Source organism: Psychrobacillus sp. FSL W7-1457 (assembly GCF_038593405.1).
Taxonomy (GTDB): domain Bacteria; phylum Bacillota; class Bacilli; order Bacillales_A; family Planococcaceae; genus Psychrobacillus.
This window is the reverse complement of the sequence record NZ_CP151993.1, coordinates 1,877,995-1,899,989: the sequence shown is the minus strand read 5'-3', so window position 1 is coordinate 1,899,989 and position 21,995 is coordinate 1,877,995. Positions and strand designations below refer to the sequence as shown.

Below are 21,995 nucleotides of genomic sequence, written 5' to 3'. Positions count from 1 at the left end.
CTCATTTTTTTGCGTCATTTCATATAACGATTAGAAAAATAATCTATAAATTATTGGCTAACTTTTTTCGGGAGTAACTGTGAGAACCTTAGTTTCTTTCCCATATTCTAAACGAATAGTTTTTCTTGCCTCAATTGGTGATCGGGCGTTCACCGGTATAACCTCTACTACTCCATTCACTTCCATCTCCACTAAAAAGCATTTTGCACCACATTTCATATTAAACCCTCCTCAAGCATTACTTTAAATTTATCTAAAAAGAAACTTTTAATCAAAAATTAGGAACATCGAATAGATAATTTAAAATCTTGTAACCTCGAGTGAATTACACTCAATTTATGGGACACTTCTTAATCTTTATGGGACATTATTTCATATTTTACGGGCGAGTTTTCAATGTTTATGGGACACTCTCCAACCATTTACGGGCGCTTTCCTCGTTTATGGGACACTTCTTAATCTTTATGGGGCACTATTTCATATTTTATGGGCGAGTTTTCACTCTTTATGGGACACTCTCCATTCATTTATTGGCGCTCATACGGGTAGACTCCAAATATTTAGGATTGTTCTATCATTTAAAAAGGAATTCTGAGATTTCGGTAGAATAAATATAAATACCACTTAATTAGTCTAAATTGCTTTGCTCAAGGAGGACTTAATACATATATTAATAAATGGAGGTGATTTCAAATGAAGGAAGTAAAAGAGCAGCTTATACATAGCTGTAACTATTTAGAGGAAAGAGAATTAGTTCAACTAAGAAGTGCCATGGACTTTGCAGAAAAGGCGCATGTTGGCCAAACAAGAGCAACTGGTGAGCCTTACATTATCCACCCTTTCGAGGTGTGCCTGATTCTATCCGAATACAAGGCTGACATAACGACTTTAGTCTGCTCCTTACTTCATGATGTAGTGGAAGATACAACAGTTGATCTCAAGGAAATAGAGCTTTTATTTGGAAAAGATGTCGCCTTTATCGTGGATGGGTTAACGAAGTTCGAAAAAGGTACGTTTGAAAAAGAGGAGTATAGTGCCATAAATATGGAGAAGCTCCTATCCTATGCTATTCAAGATATACGAATAGCTGCTATTAAACTAGCAGATCGTTTGCATAATATGAGAACCCTGGCTATCAAAAGAACGGAAAAGAAAATTCCCTATTCAAACGAAACACTTCTTTATTTTTCACCATTAGCAGAAAGAATAGGGTTGTTTACACTCCAAAGGGAGCTGGAAGAGCTAGCCTTCAGCTATTTGCATCCGGAACGGTATAAGCAATTTCGTGAGAAGATAAATAACTATACAAAAGTCTATGAGGAATCCTATGAGGAATTTATTACTAAACTAATGAAAGAGGATACCACACACATAATTACCAAACATAGATGGATTAATATCCCCTTATTTCAAGGGTACAACTTGTTGAGTGAAGGATTCTACCTTTCGGATATGTTTACTGTTCACATTACGATTGATTCTACCTTCAACTGCTATACAGCTCTTGGTCTAGTGCATTCCACATTTGAAACAATGCCAGATCATTTTGTAGACCAAATTGCCATTGAAAAACACCCCTTTATCAAACAGCTCAAAACAAAGGTTAGAGTAGCTGGCATTCCAATGACAATTGTTTTACAGGATAGGCAAACACAATACTTTTACCAGTATGGTATATTCGCTTGCTTAAAGTCCATTGATTCTACTACACTAAGTACCTCTCTTTTAGGGAACTCGATTCCTTTTGCTAAATCCATTACGAATAACCCAATTGCATTTTGTGAGCTAGTTTCTCTAGAACTTTTTTATAAAGAAATAGAAATATACACACCAAAAATGGATATTATTAAGTTACCAGTTAACTCCAACATCATTGACTTTGCATATGCACTTAATCCGACTTTGGCAAATAAACTAGCCTTTGCTAAAGTAAATGGCAAGATAAGCTCACTTCAAACAATTTTAAAGGATAAAGATATAGTAGAGCTCCATGTGAAAAATAAAATAACTGCTAATGCAAAGTGGCTTCATTTTGTGAAAACATCCAAGGCTGTTAAAGAAATAACCGATATCGTGAATGATGAAACAAACCCTGCCTAACACACCATAAGAATCTAGCAATCTTATAGTGTGTTAGGCTAGTTTGCGATTAATACTATACTGTTTAATGATTGAACATCCTTATTAGTAGCTTTCTCTAGTAAGGCATAATAACTCTGAATTAGCGTTTGTAGTTTAATGGGAGAACGATTAAATTTCTCTCTCACTGATATCGCATAGTCTACTTCCCATTTGCCATCTTGTAGGAACGATGCATCCACATTTTTTGCTTCCACCAGGTTCCATCCTGTTTCTTTCAGCATCTCTTTAAGTTGTTGCTTGTGAAAAATATTTTGGATATTACCATCGTCTTCAAACTGTTCTGCATATATTGCTAATATGCTCGCTGAGTAAAAATGGGCAAGCTGCTCTGGCTTAGTCCATTCTAGGTCCCACTCGGCGATACATATGCGCTTAGCTACCTTCTTTAATCGTTTAAGATAAGAAAGCAATATAGCAGGATCTTGAAAATACCAAAGACAGTGAGAGAGAATAGCTACATCGTATGTCTCTTCTATATTCATCATGAGGAAGTCTGCTTCTAAATCAAAAGATAATCGGGTACCTATTGGGGAGGATTTTATAAAGTCAGTTGCTTCTCCTAAGGTTATGGGTTTACCGTAATCTCTGCCAGCAATATCAATTGCCATTACAAATCCTGTTTCACCTACTGCATCTGCCAATGCAACTGTGGTATCACCTTGACCACACCCGATTTCTAGCACTCTCATGCCCTTTTCAATATTAAATGCCTGTACTAGCCCTAGGCGATGTTGAAGCTGTATAAGTTGAATAGAAGAATCTCCTACAGTTTTCATATAAGATAATAATTTTTCCATTTTCTCTACCCTTTCACTAAAGTTTAGGCGAAAATAAACAATAGTATGAATTAATGTAATATACTTACTTTATCATAATTTAAAAATAAAAGGAGGAGCAAAATGATCAAGAAGCTACTGGATGAAACTCAAAATATCAGCTACTTTGTTTACTTAACTAACCGAGGAGATGCCTTCCCTAAAATAGGTGATAGCCTAGAGGAAATCTATACAAACCTTCGAGAAGAAGTTTCTATGGGTTACACGGATCTGTGGGTGTTAAAGAGAGTTGGATTGCTGAATAAGCATGATACATTCTATTTTTCAGAAAACGATCGAACAGCAGATGACGAATTAAAAAGAGCCCAATACCTTCCTGAAAGGATTTATATCACATTCACCTTTGTACAAATTAACGAAGCAACTCCACCTATGTGTACCAATTCAGGCGGCACGATGACCCACCTTACTTATAAAGAGGCAGAAGAGTATGCTGTTAAACATATTGATAAAATGAAACAGAAATATCCAGAAAGAGAGTTTTATGTTTTATTCGCTCGTTTAGTGGAGAGTAATACTTGGCATTAATAGAGACATGAAAAGGGACCATTCGCGAAAGAATGTCCCTTTTTTTAGTATTTATTCGAGTGCTATTTCAATCTCATGACCACCAATTGTCACATTTATACCTGATACTCTTTGTTGTTTAACGATAAGCTGATTTATTAATACACTTTGCTCTAACAATGGATAAAAATTGTTTATGACTGCAAGCATCTCGGGAGTTGTGTGAAGGCTGATATTTACTCTTTTTTCTACAGGTAAAAGCAACTGCTTCCGATAGGATTGGATCGCTCTGATTAACTCACGCATCCACCCCTCATGTATCAAGGCTTCTGTTAATGTCACATTTATCAAAACAGTCATGTCATTACTAGTTCCATAAGCAAAGCCATCCTTTACTTTTTTCTCTATTAAAACGTCTTCTAGTAAAACAAGATTTTCTTCTAACTTTATGCTTCTATTTTGAATAAGCTCGCTTACCTGACTAGATGTTAAGTTATTTAGCCTCATATTAATACTATTTGATTGTTTGCCAAACTTAGCAGCTGATTTTTTAAAATCTAATCTCACAGTTGAAGTAAAATATTCCTCTCTGCTGTTAAGCAGATGAATCTCCTTGATATTTAGCTCTTCCATTATAATACTTTCATATGCATTCCAATTTAGTGGTTTGCTGCTCATCACAAACAATTGTGCTAGTGGCTGCTTTACCTTTATAGCAAGACTGTTGCGAATGCTTCTTCCTAGTTCCACAACCTGTAATACCTCACCCATCTCCTGCTCGAGTAATTGATCGATTAGGGATTCATCAGACTGTGGGTAATCCGTAAGATGGACACTTTTTCCGGTAAGTGCCACGTATATCTCTTCAACGATAAAAGGTGTAAATGGCGCAAGTAATTGGCTTACTTTAGTCAATACCTCGTAAAGCGTTTCATATGCTGCTACTTTATCGTTATTGAGACCACTTGACCAAAAACGTTCCCTCGATCTTCTAATGTACCAGTTGCTTATTTGTTCCACTAAACGTGCAATATCTCTTGCTGCACTCGTAAAGTTAAACTCATCTAATTTAATGTTAACGTTGCGAATGGTACTATGAAGGCAGGATAGAATCCACTTATCTAATGTTGTTTGCTGAAGTGCTTTATCTCCCGTTACGACATATTTGTCTAAAGAAGTATAGAGTCTATAAAAATGATAAACATTGTCTAGTGTATCAACCAGCTTAGATTTCGCCTCTTGAACAATTCGTTCGGAAAATCTTTTTGCATTCCAGGGGGCACTGTCAACGAGTAAAGCCCATCTCAGTGAATCTGCCCCATAGTATTGGATCAGCTCAACAGGATCCAACGCATTCCCTTTGCTTTTAGACATCTTTTGGCCGTTCTCATCTAAAATATGCCCAGTGGAAAGAACACGCTTGTATGGTGACTTGCCTGTGAACAGTGTAGAAACAGCCAAAAGACTGTAAAACCATCCTCTTGTTTGATCAATCCCCTCTACTATCAAATCTGCTGGAAACTGTTTAGAGAATAGCTTGTCATTCTCAAATGGAGAATGATATTGGGCAAATGGCATAGAACCGCTGTCAAACCATACATCGATTACCTCAGGAGTTCTCATCATAGCTCCAGCACACGACGGACAACAGAGGCGAACATCATCTACGTATGGCTTATGGAGCTCAATACTTCCTAGAGGATGTAGCGAATACTTGCTCAATTCTTCTATACTTTTAGGGGCGATCTCAAGCTTACAATTGCTGCATTCCCATACATTAAGTGGAGTCCCCCAGTAACGATTACGACTGATATTCCAGTCGACCATTTGCTCTAAAAAGTTGCCGAACCTACCATGCTTGAGATGCTCTGGATGCCAAGATACAGATTCATTATTAGCTAAAAATTGTTCTTTTAAGGCTGTAGTTTGTATAAACCAGCTTTCCATTGCGTAATAGAGTAATGGGGAATCACAGCGCCAGCAATAGGGATAGCTATGCTCGTATTTTTCCTTGTAAAACAGTAGTCCTTTATGGGAGAGTAATCGTATAATTTCTAAATCACATTCTTTAACAAAACGTCCTTCCAACCCCTCGACGGCTATCGTAAACCTCCCTCTTTCATCTACTACATGAATAAAAGGTAAGCTATTTTCCTTCATCACTTTGTAATCTTCTTCCCCATACGCTGGTGCGATATGCACTACACCAGTTCCGCTTTCACTTGAAACGTAATTTGCGGTAACTACTTTATATCCCTGTTTTACATGTACAATATCAAAAAGTGGTGTATAGGTAAGACCCTCTAATTCTGCCCCCTTTAAGGTGGAAAGAATCTCATATCCCTCTTTCAATACTTTTTTTACTAAATCTCTTGCGAGGATATATACCTCCTCCCCTTTCTTCGCTCGAACGTATTCAAGCGAGGGATTAACCGCCAAGGCTACATTTGCCGGCAGTGTCCAAGGAGTAGTAGTCCATCCAAGAAAATACTCATTCTCTTTATGTGTAAGCTTAAACTTAACTATTGCAGATAAGTCTTTAACCGTTTTATAACCTTGAGATACCTCGTGCGAACTTAAGGTCGTTTGACAGCTAGGACAATATGGGGAAACCCGATGACCTTTTTGTAGCAGACCTTGATCATGTATAGTACCAAGGATATGCCATACACTTTCAATATAGCTATTACTCATCGTCATGTAGGGGCTATCCATATCGACCCAGTATCCCAGTTTTTCTGTGAAATCACGCCATTCCTTTTCGTAAACAAATACGCTTTCCTTACATTTCTTGATAAATGCTTCGATTCCATAATCTTCAATATCCTTCTTACCAGAAATACCAAGCTGTTTTTCTACGCCAAGTTCAACTGGTAGCCCGTGAGTATCCCAGCCTGCTTTTCTAATGACCTGATAACCCTTCGTTGTTTTATATCTAGCGACCAGATCCTTGATCGTTCTACCGAGGGCATGCCCTACATGTGGCATACCGTTCGCTGTAGGAGGACCTTCATAAAACACAAATGTAGGATTTCCATCTCGTTGCTCAACAGATGCCTGAAATACATTATGCTCCTCCCACATCTTTCGTATCTGCTCCTCGCGTTGTAAAACCGTCTTCTTTACGTCCTTGTTAACCATCTGATATCACTCCTTGTTCAATTTAATAAAACATACAAAAAACCCGCCCCAGTAAAGGGACGGGTTTAACCGTGATACCACCCTAATTCCATTGAAATCTTCATTTCAATAGCACTTAGCCACGTACAAGCATACGCGTTCCTTTTAACGGTAGACACCCGATCACACTTACTTAGTTCAGTGCGACTTCTCAGAGAGGATTTTCAAAAATAACCTAAACACCGACTTTCAGCATAGCGTCGGCTCTCTTTGGAATAGATTTATCATTTACTTTTTCTCATCAACGAATTTGTATGGTTTTATTGTGGATAAATTTATCATGTATGTAAAACTAATGTCAATAGGATTATTTATTACTTAGCAAAAAATATAAATATTCGTTCTTTTAGTTGGTTTCAAATGTTACTTATCAAAGGTACAAGCTTATTCTCTAAGCGCATAATAAATTAGAAAGTCTGCCCATTCTTCCTCTTCCATAGAAAATTTCTCTCGTGTACACTCGTATTTGAAGCCGGCTCTTTTAGCAAGATTTTCGGACGGCCTATTATCAACATTAATATGAAGTTCAATTCGTTGGAACTTTAAAGAGTCAAAAAAATAATCTTTAGCTTCTCTCACACTTTCGACTCCATACCCCTTCTTCCAATATTGGTTATGAATAGAATATCCCATCATCGCCCATTGATAATCCATCCTAAGAATTGTGATTAGTTCTACCTTTCCGATATTAACTCCATCTTCTTTTCTAAAAACACCCAATATGTACATTTCGTCGTTCTCTTGAGCCTTATTAAAACCTTTGATCCATTCAGAGAACCACTCCTTAGAAACCTTCTCCATTGTTTTATATCCTTCGTCGTATTTATATTGAGAAGGTAATCGATGATTGAATCCATTTGACCAGTTCTCATAATCATCCTCATTAAATGTTCTGAGTATCAAGCGATCAGTTTCCAAATATAATGCTTTCATAGCTATCCCCCTCCACACAATATTTTGATACCAAAATATTCAAAACTAAAACGTGATGGTTGTATTTAATCTATTCTCTAACATTAAAACCCGAATAGGTCCACTTGTTACGTGTACACTATTCGGGTTCCTGTTCAAATGTATTGTTTAAAAAACACCGTTATGTTGCATATACGAAGTCTCCATCATCTTCATCTTGGATCTCACCGACAATTTCTGATAATATATCCTCCATTGTAACAAGACCCACGATAACTCCTTTACCATCTGTTACAATGGCCATGTGCTTACGCGTTTGTTGCATTTTTAAGAATACCTCTTTAATAACTGTTGAATTTTTGAATCTTGGGATTTCATGGATGAAGAATGTCACGTCATTAGAACGTCCAGCAGCGATATCCGTTAACATTTCCTTCGTGTTAATAAATCCAATTACGTCATTCTTCTTTTTTAAAACGTCAATGACTGGATAGCGTGTATATTCGAACTCTTCAATGACCGCCACCATTTGCTCAAGCGTTTGCTGTTTCTCTAACATGATTACCTCTGACCGTGGAATCATAATATCCTTTAGCTGACGAGTATCAAATGCAAATATATTTTCCAAATAAGCAAGTTCGGTTTGGTTGATTTCTCCACCTGCAAAGCTTTGTGTAACAATCATTTTCAACTCTTCTTCAGAATACACTTCGTCATGTCCCGCAGGCTTTACTCCAAATATTTTTAATAACGCACGAGCGGATCCATTTAACGCTGAGATAAACGGCTTAGAAACTTTCCCGAACCAATAAAGAGGTGGTGCTAAAAGAAGTGTCATTTTATCAGCATATTGAATTGCTAATGTTTTAGGCATTAATTCACCAAGAACTACGTGTAAAAATGTGACAACCGATAACGCTATGACATAGGAAAGTGCGGTTGAAAGAGCTTCACCTAAATTTAAATATTCAAATACTGGTGCTAACATTTTTTCAACGGTCGGTTCTCCAAGTGCTCCCAAAATTAGAGCTGTCACTGTTATTCCTAGCTGACACGCTGATAAATAGTAATCTAAATCTTGTGTAACTTTCTTGGCGACGACTGCTTTTTTGTTTCCTTCCGAGATAAGCTGGTCAATTCGTGACATACGCACTTTTAAAATTGCGAATTCTGCCCCTACGAAAAACGCTGTCAATAAAATAAATAATGTGATTAACGCTAAGTTTAAAATAATTATACCGTCCAATTAACTCCCTTATGGAAAGGGATTCACCTCCATTAATAATCGTAATTATTGTTTAAAATAATTTTGCTTGAAGATCACTTCTTTAATATGGTAGTTTTCTACTTCACCAATAATCCATAGATGATCACCGTGCTGTATTTCCATTCCCTCGTTAACTTCCGATGTGTTTTTAAAACCTTCATTTAGTGCCCAACCACCAATTGTATCTATATCTTCACTATCCTCGAAGTCAATACCAAAGCGATCCTCTAGTTCTTCTAATAATGCTCGGTTATTAATTGTATACTCGTTTTCGCCCGTCTTACGAATCTCATCCACTTCATCCGCATCAAATTCATCACGAATTTCTCCAACGAGCTCTTCTAGTATATCTTCCAACGTTAAAATACCAGCGGTACCACCATACTCATCGACAGCCACCGCTATATGTACACGCTCCTCCTGCATTTTTAATAATGCATTTTGAATCGGTGTTTGCTCAAACACAAATGGAATCGTGCGAACAAAATCACTCAAATCAGCAGGACGGTTCGTTACTATGCGACTAAGTAACTTATTTGCATTTACAAAGCCAATAATTTTATCTTTATCGTTTTCCTCAACGACTGGATAACGTGTGTAATTATGCTCATCTAAAATCGATACTATTTCTGTAGTATTCATATCCCTATCAATAGCAACAAACTCTGGGCGAGGAACCATAATGTCTTTGACAACACGCTCATCGAAGGCGAATACATTCTCCATATATTCCAATTCTTGCTTATCAATTTCCCCACCTTGGAAACTTTGGGACATAATTATTTTAAGCTCTTCTTCCGAATAGGCTTGATCCTCGCTAGCTGCTTTAACACCTACAGCACGCAATAGAAATCGTGATGTACCATTTAATGCTCTAATAAACGGATACATTACTTTACCGAAATAATATAGACTTGGTGCCAACATTAATGTGACTTTCTCCGAAAATTGAATTGCTAATGTTTTTGGTGCCATTTCTCCAATAACGACATGTAGGTAACTTACAATCGCAAGTGAGATACCATAAGATAAAATATTCATTACAGTTTCAGGAGTATTGAGCCATTCAAAAATAGGATACATTAAATGCTTAACGTAAGGCTTTGTGAAAGCACCTAACCCAATAGCTGTGATTGTAATACCCAACTGACACGCTGATAAGTAATAATCAAGGTCACTTACAACTTTCTTTGCAATCTCAGCTTTTTTATTACCTTCTTCGATTAACTGATCAATTCTGGATTTACGGATTTTGACTACTGCAAATTCAGCTGCTACGAAAAATGCTGTCAAACCTAAAAAGATGATTAATAAAATGATATTTAATATACTCGAGTCCAATATGTTCCCTCATTTAGAGGGATTCACCTCCGTTATTTTTAATACTCTACATGACTCTTAAAAATCTTTTCTAGTATATTATAACGAAAACCATCACGTTATGGTTTCAAAAAAACAAAATTTTTTCATCCTTCTCAATTTTCTACCCGAATTTCTTCATTTTAATCAGTATTTATGCATTTCCGTACAAATAACATAGACACCCACCTGTAATTATACAGGTGGGTGATATTAGTTAAATAGTTATCCAAAGTCCATGACGAGACTTTTAATTGTTTGAATTACCAGATGAAGTTGGTCGAGGTGCTTCTTCTTCAGCAAAAGTAGATGTTCCAAAGCTAAACAAAACCGTTAACGTGACTAACCCCAGAATAATTAATTTTTTCATTTTATAAATCCTCCCATTTTGTAATAGATTTTTTTCTAAACAATATTTCATTCGCCTTTTGATAATAAAGGTTCGCTGCTTTAAATCTGCTATTCCTATAGTAGTAGTCCGCCAAAAGAATAGAGTACTTTTGAACATGTCGATCGTCATGGACTTTTTCAAAATAATTAATACCTTTTTTAACAATAGCTTCAAATTCCTCTGAATGATTATGAAGAGCCTGGTATATGTGAAAATGGTGTATGTAAGATTTAATATTGCTTTTTTGCTGAATGCTAGCCTCGTCCATTTTACTGAAACCCGCTTCACACCAGCTGAGGACCCTTTGATGGTCGTTTTGCTTAGAATATTCTTTGACAATGGAAAGTGTAGTAATCATATAACCTTCCACCTGCTGAGGACCTTCCTTATACGACAGGCTAAGTGTATAGTACTCAATTGCTTTTTCATGATTTTCTTGGATAGCCTGGAGAGAACCTAAATTTTGATAGAGCATTCCTTTATATTGAGTTAGCTTATAATCCATAGCCAGCTTTTTAGCTAAGTTATAGTTTTTTTCTGCTTCTTGATAGTTCTTCATATTTTTATAGGCCATGCCTGTAACTATATAGCTATCAATTGCTCGTTCAAAGAGTAGATTATCCATATAATACTTAAGTGATTTACTAGAATGGTTAATGGCATTAAAATACTCATTACATTTAAAGTAGCTCAAGCTTATAACATTATGAAAATCGGCGAGTTCCCATTCTTCAAAGGAGCTATAGTTTACCAGCTTCAGAGCATCCTCGAGCTTATCTAGTGCAGTATAATATTCAGCGATTAAATAGTTATATATTCCAAGGTTTAAATTTAGAAGAAACCTTTGTTTGTCATCAAAATCTGCTTCCATTTTTATTAGGACTTGATAAATTGGATAGATTTGAAGGACTTCCTCGTTAACAATCAACATCAATCGAAACATGTATAAATTGTAACTGTAAAAATTTTTTAAATTAGTAAAGTTAATCTTCCGTGATGTATATTGCTGCAGGCGTTCCCTGACCATTTCTTGATCTCTACTTAAAATAGCACTTTTATATAATGCATATAAGTCTTCAATAACTTTGTTTTCTTCTTCCAGTGGTATTTCTTCTAGCATCAAGTTCAATCGTTTTAACAATGGCTGTGCTACATCTTCGCTAGGTATCGTTGAGTTACTTTCTATCTTGCTTAAATAGGAAGTTGAACAAATCCCCTTTGCCAAAACCGTTTGTTTAATATTCCGATTTAACCTTTCCTGCTTAATTATGAGACCAATACTACCACCCATCGGAAGTCACCTCCTTGCAATGTAGTATAGGTTATAATTCTCTTTTCATCGCTGAATTCCTTTTTTTATTTTTTCGACTTTTTTCTACAACTCTATAAAAAAAGAAGAAAAACATAGCGAAAATCAATATTTTGTACAATAATTCACCTAAAAAAAGAAATTCTTATTATAGTGCATTAAATAATAATACTTTTTTCTTTTTATTTCACAACAAATATTAGTATATTTCTTATCCAAATATTAGTAATATTTAGGATATACAATTATATATTTTACTTTTATTTCAAAAACATTTCATGGGAGTTGTAAAAAATAATAAAAAAATCCCTTTATATGAGAACAACAAGTCACTCATTGCTAAAGTCCCTTTTTCCTTAGCGCCAGCCAAGTATTACATTCTATTTTCAAGGGGGAATGTTAAAAATGGTTACTGGTAATAAAAAGATTATAGAAGAGTTTCTCAGCTACCCTGACAATCAAAAGATGCTTGAAGAATATCAATACACCAATAGCCAAGAGATTAAAAACAAATTAGATAGAGAGTTTAAAAGATTTTACCAAAATATTCGTATCTTAACCTATGTGATTAAGGTATTACATTTTGAAAGTAAACGATTTGATCAAAAGGAGCGTCTTCACAGAAGGAGGAATATTTTATCACTAGACGGTGATGAAAAAATATCAGTCATTTATCATGAAAGATTTTTTACAGACTTTATTGGATTCTCAGATGACATATCAGACCACATCTCGTCTGATAAATTATTTTTTAGTATAAGAAAGCTTTCAGAACGACAGAAGAAAATATTATCACTCGTCTTTGTAAAACAAATGACCGATCGGGAAATTGCACATTATTTTGGCATTTCGCAACAAGCGGTTTCAAAATCAAGACGAAATATAATCGAAAACATTCGAAAGGAGCTTACGTATGATTGAAGCTAGCAATATTGTTCAGTTGCTTGGCAACTTCGGCTTTCCAATTGTAGTCTCCATTTATTTACTTCACCGTTTTGAAAATAAGCTGGAGGCACTAGAAAATTCATTGCACAATCTATCCAATACTGTCGTTCATAACTTAGAAAAGAAAAAAGGGGGGAAATGAAATGGACGAAGCTGAAATTTTGAAGCTTCTTAAACAGCTTGAGCCTAAAATGGAAAGTGTTTTATATCAAACAAGCTTTGAATACAGAGAAGACCTGGAGCAGGACTTAATAGAAAAGATACTAAAAATAATCAATAACAAGGTTACACAAGAGGTGCCGGGATTCTTTGAGATGAATAGGAGATGAGATTATATTTTTAACTTTCCACAACTTTTACTCATTGACCTTTAACACCCTTCTTTGCAAGTATGGGTGTTAAAGGATTTTAAGCGTCTTCATAAAATCGCATATGTTGCTTGTCCTCTTTATAATACCTCAACCGATCCTCTAATGTACCAGTATGATACTCGAATTTATGCCCATCGGGATCTGTAAAATATATGGACTGCTTATCTCTTTCCTCTCTCTTACGCGAAGGAAGGATTGTAACTTTTAATGCCTGTAGCCTTTTACAAATATCCTGGAAATCCTTTTCGTCTACGGTAAATGCGATATGTGTATAGGAATATTTTATATCGTTTCTAGGTATATGTGGCTCTTCATTTAATGCTAACCATATTCCATTTACGTCAAAATAAGCGGTGGTATTTCCAACAACTAATAGTTTTGCATTCAACACATCTTTATAAAACTGTATGGACCTTTGAAGATTAGAAACAGAAAATAATAAATGGTTAATGCCTTTAATGTCCATGTAGTACCTCTTCTTCTGATATTCTTTTAACATCCCTCAATTTTTTACCTTCAAATGACAACTGATAAATATCAGGCATTTGGAGCTGATCCCAGAAAGCTAAATTATATTTGACATCAAAATAATTCATAATTAAAACCATTATATTACCATGAGTTCCAATCACCACGTTTTTACCCTGCCATTCATCTAATACCTGCAATAAGGACGTTATACCTCTCTCCTGGGCAACTAGATTTGATTCCCCTCCCTCCCATGAAAAAGCTGGTTCTTCCCAAACCTTTGCTATTGCTTCTTCAAAATTCGGAACCGGATGTTCTGATAATGTTCTTTCTCTAAATCCTTCTACTAGCTCGATAGTCAAATTAAATTGCTGAGCCACTTTTTCTACAGTTTGTATAGCCCTTTTATAAGGACTTGATATAACATGGTCAATATCATGTTGCATTAACAAATTCGCAACAAGCTTTGCATCACTTAAACCTCTAAGAGATAATGGTCGACCTACCTCGTCTGTTGAATAGGTTGAATGCGCGTGTCTTACAAAATAGATGTTAGTCATTAGAGACCCCTTCCCCCTCAAGTTTTAAATAATGATTTTCGCTCTCAGTCGGTCCTTTTACGCGGGATTGGCTAGAATCACCAACTCAGACTAGAACGTGTTAAATGATTTATTTGTATCACTTCACCTATAGTTGCTGCCGATCAATATAAAGATTAAATAGATCATGTTACGATTCCATTATTTGAAATAACTTAGAGAAACGTTATTTAGCTTTCTCACTCCTAATTTTCCCAACGAGCCTCATAAAATAGAGGAGGAAAAACAATGCTAGTAATAAATTCGGTAAAAAGAGAAGTGCAGGAGGAAGAAATTTCATTGAAAGAAAAGTAATCACAATAGGGATAATCACTAGCCATATCCAGACTCTTGAACGATTATTTGAAAAGCTTGTATGAGATTTCATTCATTCCCTCCTCTTTGTGAATTTTATTTTATAGACTTGTTTCCTACACTTGACAAGCATTAACAGCATTTTATTTAATTAAAAAACTTCTATGTATGAATCTACCCTATTAAATATTTATATTTCTTCTCTAGTATCCCATTAGTTCATATTTCGACATAATAGTTTACTTTTCCTCTGCATAGGAAATATATTTAACAGTATAGTTACATTGGAAGTTCTTTCATTAGGCCTCTATTTTATTTATTGATAAGATAAAAGAGTAATTATCCATAGAAAAGGAGTTGGTTTTTTATGTCTAATAAAGTGGAGATTGGTAGTACTGGGTTATTTGTAAATCCCATAGGTCTGGGCACTAATGCTGTTGGAGGACACAATATATTCCCTAATTTAAAGGACGAAACTGGTAAAGAAATTGTTCGTGCAGCCCTTCAAAATGACATTAACTTTATAGACACCGCTTATATGTACGGGCCGGAAAAATCAGAAATTCTAATTGGTGAGGTACTTAAAGAGACAGGACAAAGATCTAATGTTGTTCTTGCTACAAAAGGTGGACAAAAGTACATGAATGACAAAATGGAAGTAGACAATTCACCAAAATTTCTAAGAGAGACGGTCGAAAACAGCTTAAGACGCCTACAAACAGACTATATTGATTTATTTTATATACACTTTCCAGATGAACAAACACCGAAATATGAGGCTGTTGGAGAACTTCATAGATTAAAAGAGGAAGGAAAAATCCGTTCTATAGGGGTATCCAACTTTTCAATGGATCAGTTAAGAGAAGGAAACAAAGATGGTTATATTGAAGTCATCCAATCTGGCTATAATCTTTTTAAACGAGATGCAGAAGATGACTTAATCCCTTACTCTCTAGAAAATAATATCTCCTTTATACCTTATTTCCCATTAGCTTCTGGCTTATTGACAGGAAAATTTTCTCCTAATAGTACATTTGAAGATGGACGAGCAAAGAACCCATTGTTCCAGGGAGATGCATTCATTCAGAATTTAAATAAAGTGGATGAATTGAAGGCAATTGCCAATAATAAGCATGTAGCGGTTTCTAATTTCGTGTTAGCTTGGTATTTAAAACAGGAATCAATTGACGTTGTAATTCCTGGTGCTAAAAGGCCAGAGCAAGTACTAGAGAATATTAAGACTCTAGAAATTGAGCTTTCTAAAGATGAAATAAACAAAATCTCTAGTATCTTCCACTGATTTATCTTTTTATCAATTTAAGCGCCTAGACTTGCATAGCAATATATAGAGAGAGGATGTCAAGCTATGGACCAATTTATTAAAACAGAAGAACAATTTGAGCTAATTTCTAAGATAAACGATTTAAAACCAGTTTTTAGACATAGAGAGCCGGAGCTCGATCAACTCGGCTCCTTTCCTTTTGCTGATTTCCAAGATTTAAAGAATATAGATTATCCTACTTTAACTTTACCAAAAGAGTACGGAGGGCAAGGCTTAGGATTGTATGAATACATACTAGCACAGGAAGCTATTTCTGAGGGAAGTGGTGCTACAGGACTATCCATTGGATGGCACAACGGTATCGTTTTGGAATATGCAGAAAACAACCATTGGGAGCAAGATGCTGCTGACTGGCTCTTAAAGGAAATAGCAAATGGTGCAATCATTAATAGTGCAGCCACTGAAAATAATGCAGGTAGCCCTACACGAGGTGCTCTTCCCCGTACAAAGGTTATACGGGATGGCAAGGATTTAGTGATTAATGGTGAGAAAACTTTTACATCTGCTTCCCCTGTACTCGATTATATTATAGTTACATGCACAAACGAAATCGGCATTGTTGAAATGATAGTAGTACCTAGGGACAGTCCTGGTGTTTCTATTCTTGAAACATGGGATATGCTTTCCATGAGAGGAACTGCAAGTCATACCCTCATTTTAGAAAATGTTAGAGTTTCCGAAAATCATATCCTGAAAGCCTTACCTGCTACCAAGACAGAAGCAAAGGGATGGATGCTTCATATTCCAGCCTGCTACTTAGGGATCGCTTCTGCAGCAAGGAAATACGCAGTTGACTTTGCGGCTTCTTATATCCCCACCTCTTTAGGAAAGCCAATCGCTGAGACTCCAAATATTAAGCAGATCATAGGCGAAATGGAACTAGAGTTATCCATTGCAAGACATATGCTCTATGGAACGGTGGAACGATATGAGCAAGCAGAAGATAAGACGACCCTTCAAGAGTCACTGGATATTACTAAAATAGCCGTCACGAATGGAGCTATTAAAATAGTCGATTTGGCTATGAAAATAGTTGGCTCTAGAGCCCTATCTCAATCTAATCCGATGCATCGCTACTACCTAAATGTGAGAGCAGGATTATACAACCCTCCTATGGAAGATATGATAAAGTCAAAATTAGCAAGCGCAGCTATTGATGCAACTAAGAAAGACGAAAATTAAAACGAAGCGAATGGAGAGCAGTCCATTCGCTTCGTTTTAATTTTGTTTAAGAAGTTATAAACTTCGAAACCTGTGGATAAATTGATGACTAGCTCCATCGCCTCGCCCCTCGGGGTCAAATGGTTAAAAGCTCCGGTGGCTGAGGAACTGCCTCCTCGCTTTTCTCCATTTGCCTGTCGGGGCAGACATAGGCGATTGCGCTTTTCTTGATTGGCTAGCTCCATCGCCTTGCCCCTCGGGGTCAAATGGTTAAAAGCTCCGGTGGCTGAGGAACTGCCTCCTCGCTTTTCTCCATTTGCCTGTCGGGGCAGACATAGGCGATTGCGCTTTTCTTGTTACGTCCCAAAGGTTAAAAGGACATAAGAGGCTGCGTATAAAAAAGTTACAAGATATGTAATGATATACATCATTACTTCAAACCTGTTAAGCTTTCTTTCCCTCTTCGTCTTTTTAAGCAGACGAATATATGCATATCCACATAGCCACAGCAATAGGATCGTTACCTCGTTTACACTTTCTATTAAGTTAACCAACAGATTTTCTCCTTACCAATCATATTTAATTCATGTTTATAAGTACGGTTTTTGTAGAAAACCAAGAACAATAAAAGATAATGAAATTTATAAGCTTTTTAATACTGAAGTAAAATTGACTTACACTCTTTCTGGATCCTTATACCAGGTTGGTTCTAGCTCCTCGAAAAAATGGTGATCCTGTAATAATAGATTAATACGTTCCATAAACTTTTCTAATTGCTGAGGAGAGCTTTTAATTGACCAAACTATACTGGAAAAACACATCATAGCTGCATAAATACTATATATCCTCCAAAATTCATTTGGAATATTATCATTAAAATAACCATGTATTTGACCAATTGAAAAAGGTACACTTTCCACTCTACTAGCAATAGGAATTTTCATAAAATCATGCCAAGGATCACCCCAGTCAAAATTGTTAAAATCAATAAGACCCCCATATCTCTGATTGTTTAAAATGATATTTCCCAAATGAAAGTCGTCATGCTGGAATTGATTGGGACGATTCTCCAAATATACATTATTTTGCTCTATAAAATGAATGACTCTCTCCATATTTTCAAAGCTTAAATTATAACTTTTGTATTGCTCTAGGTATCTATTATGTTTTTTAATTGATCTAATATGCCAGCTCTCCAAATTAAGTGGTGCAGGAAGCATATGTATACGAAAAAGCTCTTTCCCGGCCTCTTTCCCTAATTCATATTGTTGTTGCTCTGATAAATAAGGAAGATAATCTTTTGCTTCCTCTCCTTCTATATAAGTCATGATGTTATAACACAATCCTAATTCATCTATCCTCCCTATCTCTACGGGCATGGGACATTTAATGCGTGATAGACGAAGCTCATTGAGCAGTTGAAATTCTTCCTTTTTTCTCTTATACAATTTAATTTCCATAAGACGTAATACATATTTTTTATCCAATTCATCCGTAACTATAAATTTCAGGTCAGAGGAATATCCTTTTGACAACTCTTGAATACTTTTAGAATGCTTAAGTAAAACGATTTTTTCTTTTATTTCACCAAAACTAACTTTCAAAAGATTGCCTCCTTTCTATCGTTGCTAATACAAATCTAAAGAAACTCACCAACCGAAACAATTTCAAATAGTCCACTTTCTTTTAAAAATTGAGCTACCAAATGGACATGAGCTGCTCCTATTATCAAAAGTACCCGATCATTTGAAGAGGAGATATCGGCGAGGTTAGCAAACAAAATAAGATTTCGCTGATACCACCATCTCATCCAATCAATTCCCACATAGTCGCTCCCCCGACCTATACGAGCAATATGCATATACATTTCATGTTGCTTTTTTATGTATTTCTCTTCGTTGAGGTTTATAATAAGCTCATCTATCCTTTTTTCACCTAGTGGGAGTATGAGCTTGGAACGATAAGTATCAATTAATTGAAAAACCTCTGTTTGTTCTTTTTCTGCCCACTTCATAACTTCTCCGATTGATCGATTCCCAACGTTCTCCATCCAATCTATCGCATATACCTCTTCATGTTTTAACTCCGCTGCCGCCTGAAAACCAAACTGATGTATTTCATCTATCGCTAGCTCTAGTTCATTGTTTAAATATTGATTATACTCTTCGTTTAATAAGTGATTTTTTTCTTTTTCAACTTCCAAAGCAATTTTGTCAGGATGGAATTCTTTTATAGCATCTACAACTTTTCTTATCTCCCCTTGCCTTTTAGTCGATCGTAAGTTGTCCGTTTCTACATTGTATAAATCAGAAGTATTTCCCATATGAAATGTCCCTAATATCATGATTTTGGTCATTTTTTATTACCATCCTCTCCCAATACGATAAAATTAATTTCATTAATACATCGCAGAGTTAACATAATTTTCTATTATTTTCCCATATAAAGGAATAAAGGTAAATAGATAAATTATTGGTTGAGGCCTTTCTAAGAAAACGATAAATAAAAAACAGAGCAAATTCTATGCGAATTGCTCTGCTATTCTGGATGATTTTATCTTCATTTTGAACGATTTAACATGACACTTAGAACTTAATATTATTCGGTTCGTGTCATGTTTTTGGCGTAAAAGATTTCATCCATTTCTGTTTTAAGCTTTTTGGTGATAGAGATTTTCTCATCATTGGATAGCTCGTCTTCCTTGTAACCAAAGAGGTAGTTATTCAAATCAAATTGTTTCAGCTTACATTTGGTATGAAAAATATTTTCCTGATAAACATTCACATCAATCATATGGTAATATTCCTGCAAGGCATTCGGAATATAATTTTGAATGGAATTAATATCGTGGTCAATGAATAATTTATGACCCTTCACGTCTCTCGTGAATCCCCTCACTCGGTAATCCATGACCATTACATCGGTTTCGAAGGAATGTATTAGATAGTTTAGAGCTTTTAAGGGAGATATTTCTCCGCAAGTCGAAATGTCTATGTCTGCTCGAAACGTACTAATCCCTTCATCTGGATGATATTCAGGATACGTATGAACGGTAATATGACTTTTGTCTAGATGACCAAGAACGACCTCTGGTATAGGCCCAGGGGATTGCTTAAATGATTCTATCGGTGTTTGATCCACGGGTCCTTCTGACACTAAAATAGTCACACTTGCCCCTTGTGGCTCGTAGTCCTGTTGCGCTATGTTTAAAATATTCGCTTCTATAATTTCGGACACTTTTGTTAATATATTGGTTAGACGCTCAGCGTTATATTGCTCATCAATGTATTCAATATATTTTTCCCTTTCTTCCTTCGTCCTTGTATAACAAATATCATACATATTAAAGCTTAGTGTTTTCGTCAAATTATTAAAACCATGTAACTCGATTCTTTGTTTTGGTGTCAAACTCATAGACATAACCCCACTTCCAATAATTGAAAATCATACTTTTATAGATATGTGTATCAGCAAAATACAATGTCTCTTCCATTTTGTCTTCCCTAATATTTGAATAAATAAAACTAAAATCAATAAAAAACTCCTGAATATTAAAACAGGAGTTTATATGTGTCAATTTCAAAATTCCTGTTTGTATAGAAAAACACGAACAATTAAAAGAGAACAATGAAATTTATCTGATTTTTAATAATAAAGTAGAATTGATTTTCGCTCATATCGCGGACGCTTTCCGTGGAGTGAGCGATAAGCCATCACCCATCGCTTTCGCGCGTGGTTGTAACGTCTTTATCTGTCTCACTCATCCCTACTTACGTCTCCGCCCTCCGCTGCAATCAATATTTATAATGTTCACTTTTAATCTTTAAAATGCTTTTTATGAAATTGACTCGTATATAATTTTTCTATTTACTCCCATTTATAAGGAGTAGCCTGATAAACATAGTAATTCAACCAATTAGAAAATAATAAATGTGTATGTGCCCTCCATGTATTTAATGGCTTATTAGAGGGATTATTATTTGGGAAATAGTATTTGGGCATCTCAATATCTATTCCTTTAGTTATGTCTCTATGATATTCCTCTGCTAATGTGTGCGCATCATACTCTAAATGACCAGTGACCATCACCATTTTATTGTCGTTCGATTTTACAAGAAACACACCTGCTTCCTCCGAAGTGGATAAAATAGTTAGTCGCTCATGCTTTTCTATTTCTTCTTCAGATACAGAAGTGTAACGAGATACGGGAGCATTAAACTCTTCATTAAATCCTCTTATTAAATTCTCCACTTGGTCAGTTAATATATGCCGATACACTCCCGAGCATTTACGAGAAAGTGTGAATTTATCTATACCAAAATGATAATACAGTGCAGCCTGCGCGCCCCAACAAATATGTAAGGTGGAGGTGACATTGGATTTAGACCATTCCATTATTTCCTTCATTTCATTCCAGTAATCGACCTCCTCAAATGGCAACTGTTCTACTGGAGCACCAGTTATAATCATCCCATCAAACTTTTTTTCTCTTATTTGATCAAATGTCGTGTAGAAAGTATCCAAATGGGTTTTGCTGGCATTCTTGGATTCATGCGTCGCTGTATTCATAAAGGTTATATTCACTTGTATAGGGGTATTCCCCAGAAGTCTTAATAGCTGAAGCTCCGTTTTTTCCTTCTCAGGCATTAGATTAAAAATAATAATGTTAAGTGGACGGATGTCCTGCTTGTAAGCACGCTCTTGATCCATGAGAAAAATTTTTTCTTCTTTTAACAGCTTAGCTGCAGGTAATTGTTTCGGAATATTGATAGGCAATGACTTTCCCCTCCCAATGAAATGCGCAAGAGCACCTGTGATTTCGCCTCAAACTAAGTAGGAAAGCGAACAGGAGCAAGGCATTTGTTAAAATAAATACCTCTCTTTCCATGTAAGAAAAGAGAGGCAGGAATTT

At 35.8% G+C, this 21,995-nt stretch carries 21 protein-coding genes and 1 other annotated feature; of the genes, 7 read left to right on the top strand and 14 right to left on the bottom strand.

The genetic code is table 11. The annotated features are described in order from the left end of the window. Positions 1-57 precede the first annotated feature (57 nt). Entirely contained in the window at positions 58-219 is a 162-nt protein-coding gene (locus NSQ95_RS09100) for a hypothetical protein (protein WP_169359217.1), read from the bottom strand. 474 nt (positions 220-693) lie between these two features. Between NSQ95_RS09100 and NSQ95_RS09095 the strand changes: the two genes are divergently transcribed. Further along, positions 694-2,100, top strand: a complete 1,407-nt coding sequence (locus NSQ95_RS09095; protein ID WP_342560737.1) for an HD domain-containing protein — start codon at positions 694-696, stop codon at positions 2,098-2,100. Between the two features lie 38 nt (positions 2,101-2,138). Here NSQ95_RS09095 and NSQ95_RS09090 read toward each other — a convergent pair whose 3' ends face one another. After that, entirely contained in the window at positions 2,139-2,939 is an 801-nt protein-coding gene (locus NSQ95_RS09090) for a methyltransferase domain-containing protein (RefSeq protein ID WP_340883604.1), read from the bottom strand. Between the two features lie 102 nt (positions 2,940-3,041). Here NSQ95_RS09090 and NSQ95_RS09085 point away from each other — a divergent pair, with 102 nt between their 5' ends. After that, positions 3,042-3,506, top strand: a complete 465-nt coding sequence (locus tag NSQ95_RS09085; RefSeq protein ID WP_340883605.1) for a hypothetical protein — start codon at positions 3,042-3,044, stop codon at positions 3,504-3,506. A gap of 51 nt (positions 3,507-3,557) precedes the next feature. On the opposite strand, the gene ileS is transcribed toward NSQ95_RS09085, so the two are convergent. The 5 genes from ileS to NSQ95_RS09060 form a co-directional block, all read right to left on the bottom strand. Continuing rightward, on the bottom strand, positions 3,558-6,626 hold the full coding sequence (ileS, locus tag NSQ95_RS09080; RefSeq protein ID WP_342560736.1) for an isoleucine--tRNA ligase: 3,069 nt from the start codon (positions 6,624-6,626) through the stop codon (positions 3,558-3,560). 52 nt (positions 6,627-6,678) lie between these two features. Beyond that, positions 6,679-6,919, bottom strand: a binding site (T-box leader). 130 nt (positions 6,920-7,049) lie between these two features. Then, the gene (locus tag NSQ95_RS09075; RefSeq protein ID WP_342560802.1) at positions 7,050-7,604 is read right to left on the bottom strand and encodes a GNAT family protein; all 555 of its coding nucleotides are present in this window, start codon (positions 7,602-7,604) and stop codon (positions 7,050-7,052) included. Between the two features lie 154 nt (positions 7,605-7,758). Beyond that, positions 7,759-8,823, bottom strand: a complete 1,065-nt coding sequence (locus tag NSQ95_RS09070) for a hemolysin family protein (RefSeq protein ID WP_342560735.1) — start codon at positions 8,821-8,823, stop codon at positions 7,759-7,761. A gap of 45 nt (positions 8,824-8,868) precedes the next feature. Further along, positions 8,869-10,185, bottom strand: a complete 1,317-nt coding sequence (locus NSQ95_RS09065; protein WP_342560734.1) for a hemolysin family protein — start codon at positions 10,183-10,185, stop codon at positions 8,869-8,871. Positions 10,186-10,574: 389 nt separating this feature from the next. After that, positions 10,575-11,885: a helix-turn-helix domain-containing protein gene (locus tag NSQ95_RS09060; RefSeq protein ID WP_342560733.1), complete on the bottom strand. Its 1,311-nt coding sequence runs from the start codon at positions 11,883-11,885 to the stop codon at positions 10,575-10,577. 423 nt (positions 11,886-12,308) lie between these two features. Here NSQ95_RS09060 and NSQ95_RS09055 point away from each other — a divergent pair, with 423 nt between their 5' ends. Genes NSQ95_RS09055 through NSQ95_RS09045 form a run of 3 tightly spaced genes read left to right on the top strand, consistent with a single transcriptional unit; the run spans position 12,309 to position 13,177 of the window. Further along, positions 12,309-12,824, top strand: a complete 516-nt coding sequence (locus NSQ95_RS09055) for a sigma-70 family RNA polymerase sigma factor (protein ID WP_169361336.1) — start codon at positions 12,309-12,311, stop codon at positions 12,822-12,824. After that, complete coding sequence (locus tag NSQ95_RS09050; RefSeq protein ID WP_169361335.1) at positions 12,817-12,990, top strand: YvrJ family protein; 174 nt, start codon at positions 12,817-12,819, stop codon at positions 12,988-12,990. Before NSQ95_RS09055 ends, NSQ95_RS09050 begins: the two co-directional genes overlap by 8 nt. 1 nt (position 12,991) lies before the next feature. After that, positions 12,992-13,177, top strand: coding sequence for a hypothetical protein (locus NSQ95_RS09045; RefSeq protein ID WP_169361334.1), 186 nt, complete (start codon positions 12,992-12,994; stop codon positions 13,175-13,177). Between the two features lie 79 nt (positions 13,178-13,256). On the opposite strand, the gene fosB is transcribed toward NSQ95_RS09045, so the two are convergent. Next, positions 13,257-13,685: a metallothiol transferase FosB gene (fosB, locus tag NSQ95_RS09040; protein WP_342560732.1), complete on the bottom strand. Its 429-nt coding sequence runs from the start codon at positions 13,683-13,685 to the stop codon at positions 13,257-13,259. Next, entirely contained in the window at positions 13,675-14,247 is a 573-nt protein-coding gene (locus NSQ95_RS09035) for a histidine phosphatase family protein (RefSeq protein ID WP_342560731.1), read from the bottom strand. The genes fosB and NSQ95_RS09035 overlap by 11 nt, the downstream gene beginning before the upstream one ends. 700 nt (positions 14,248-14,947) lie before the next feature. Between NSQ95_RS09035 and NSQ95_RS09030 the strand changes: the two genes are divergently transcribed. After that, positions 14,948-15,880 (top strand): aldo/keto reductase, encoded by a 933-nt coding sequence (locus NSQ95_RS09030; RefSeq protein ID WP_342560730.1) that lies wholly within the window; start codon positions 14,948-14,950, stop codon positions 15,878-15,880. Between the two features lie 66 nt (positions 15,881-15,946). Next, on the top strand, positions 15,947-17,104 hold the full coding sequence (locus NSQ95_RS09025; RefSeq protein ID WP_342560729.1) for an acyl-CoA dehydrogenase family protein: 1,158 nt from the start codon (positions 15,947-15,949) through the stop codon (positions 17,102-17,104). Positions 17,105-17,439: 335 nt separating this feature from the next. Here the strand turns inward: NSQ95_RS09025 and NSQ95_RS09020 are convergent, their stop codons facing one another. The 5 genes from NSQ95_RS09020 to metA all read right to left on the bottom strand — a co-directional run bounded on the left by NSQ95_RS09020 (position 17,440) and on the right by metA (position 21,859). Further along, positions 17,440-17,637, bottom strand: a complete 198-nt coding sequence (locus NSQ95_RS09020) for a hypothetical protein (protein WP_342560728.1) — start codon at positions 17,635-17,637, stop codon at positions 17,440-17,442. 120 nt (positions 17,638-17,757) lie between these two features. Then, entirely contained in the window at positions 17,758-18,687 is a 930-nt protein-coding gene (locus tag NSQ95_RS09015) for an aminoglycoside phosphotransferase family protein (protein ID WP_342560727.1), read from the bottom strand. Positions 18,688-18,722: 35 nt separating this feature from the next. Beyond that, entirely contained in the window at positions 18,723-19,439 is a 717-nt protein-coding gene (locus tag NSQ95_RS09010; RefSeq protein ID WP_342560726.1) for a DUF5694 domain-containing protein, read from the bottom strand. A gap of 242 nt (positions 19,440-19,681) precedes the next feature. Then, positions 19,682-20,497, bottom strand: coding sequence for an adenosylmethionine decarboxylase (gene speD / locus NSQ95_RS09005; protein WP_342560725.1), 816 nt, complete (start codon positions 20,495-20,497; stop codon positions 19,682-19,684). 453 nt (positions 20,498-20,950) lie between these two features. Beyond that, positions 20,951-21,859 carry a homoserine O-succinyltransferase gene (metA, locus tag NSQ95_RS09000; protein WP_342560724.1) on the bottom strand — a complete coding sequence of 303 codons (909 nt, stop codon included), beginning with the start codon at positions 21,857-21,859 and terminating at the stop codon, positions 20,951-20,953. Positions 21,860-21,995 lie beyond the last annotated feature (136 nt).

What these genes read in the sequence shown, in the direction of transcription:
- fosB (WP_342560732.1), bottom strand. Translation starts at nt 13,685, where the DNA reads ATGGACATTAAAGGCATTAACCATTTATTATTTTCTGTTTCTAATCTT.
- NSQ95_RS09050 (WP_169361335.1), top strand. Translation starts at nt 12,817, where the DNA reads ATGATTGAAGCTAGCAATATTGTTCAGTTGCTTGGCAACTTCGGCTTT.
- NSQ95_RS09095 (WP_342560737.1), top strand. Translation starts at nt 694, where the DNA reads ATGAAGGAAGTAAAAGAGCAGCTTATACATAGCTGTAACTATTTAGAG.
- NSQ95_RS09030 (WP_342560730.1), top strand. Translation starts at nt 14,948, where the DNA reads ATGTCTAATAAAGTGGAGATTGGTAGTACTGGGTTATTTGTAAATCCC.
- NSQ95_RS09090 (WP_340883604.1), bottom strand. Translation starts at nt 2,939, where the DNA reads ATGGAAAAATTATTATCTTATATGAAAACTGTAGGAGATTCTTCTATT.
- ileS (WP_342560736.1), bottom strand. Translation starts at nt 6,626, where the DNA reads ATGGTTAACAAGGACGTAAAGAAGACGGTTTTACAACGCGAGGAGCAG.
- NSQ95_RS09035 (WP_342560731.1), bottom strand. Translation starts at nt 14,247, where the DNA reads ATGACTAACATCTATTTTGTAAGACACGCGCATTCAACCTATTCAACA.
- NSQ95_RS09045 (WP_169361334.1), top strand. Translation starts at nt 12,992, where the DNA reads ATGGACGAAGCTGAAATTTTGAAGCTTCTTAAACAGCTTGAGCCTAAA.
- NSQ95_RS09100 (WP_169359217.1), bottom strand. Translation starts at nt 219, where the DNA reads ATGAAATGTGGTGCAAAATGCTTTTTAGTGGAGATGGAAGTGAATGGA.
- NSQ95_RS09010 (WP_342560726.1), bottom strand. Translation starts at nt 19,439, where the DNA reads ATGACCAAAATCATGATATTAGGGACATTTCATATGGGAAATACTTCT.
- NSQ95_RS09085 (WP_340883605.1), top strand. Translation starts at nt 3,042, where the DNA reads ATGATCAAGAAGCTACTGGATGAAACTCAAAATATCAGCTACTTTGTT.
- NSQ95_RS09060 (WP_342560733.1), bottom strand. Translation starts at nt 11,885, where the DNA reads ATGGGTGGTAGTATTGGTCTCATAATTAAGCAGGAAAGGTTAAATCGG.
- speD (WP_342560725.1), bottom strand. Translation starts at nt 20,497, where the DNA reads ATGAGTTTGACACCAAAACAAAGAATCGAGTTACATGGTTTTAATAAT.
- NSQ95_RS09025 (WP_342560729.1), top strand. Translation starts at nt 15,947, where the DNA reads ATGGACCAATTTATTAAAACAGAAGAACAATTTGAGCTAATTTCTAAG.
- NSQ95_RS09055 (WP_169361336.1), top strand. Translation starts at nt 12,309, where the DNA reads ATGGTTACTGGTAATAAAAAGATTATAGAAGAGTTTCTCAGCTACCCT.